The sequence below is a fragment of the Pseudomonas sp. SIMBA_067 genome (genome assembly GCF_046534675.1).
GTDB classification, from domain to species: Bacteria; Pseudomonadota; Gammaproteobacteria; order Pseudomonadales; family Pseudomonadaceae; genus Aquipseudomonas; species Aquipseudomonas putida.
The window spans coordinates 1-268 of sequence record NZ_JAWRYH010000514.1; the positions used below are offsets into that span (position 1 = coordinate 1).

Annotated in this window: 1 protein-coding gene; it reads right to left on the minus strand. The window is 55.2% G+C overall.

What is annotated here, in order from left to right:
- A partial coding sequence (locus SB765_RS30130) for a neuraminidase-like domain-containing protein (protein ID WP_410932561.1) occupies nt 1-245 on the minus strand: 245 nt, incomplete at its 3' end.
- Between the last annotated feature and the right edge of the window lie 23 nt (nt 246-268).

Consider the following 268-nt stretch of genomic DNA (forward strand, 5'->3'; position numbering starts at 1 on the left):
TTCTGGTTCAGGTCATTTTCCAATTGCTGAAAATACAGCGACTTGTTCAAGCGCAATCGCGGGTCTATATGGCTTTCCGGAAAGTAGTGCAATTGCTGATCCGCCGCCCAGATCGGGTACTGGCTCTGAATAGTGCGCCACTGGACGAGCAGATGCTCTTCCATGATTTTGGTTTCATACCCAGGCTCCATGCCCAGCAACACCCCGTTGATGTACTGCTGCACGCTGGCGATGGCCGACGCCACGGGGCTGCTCTGCACCGCTTGGC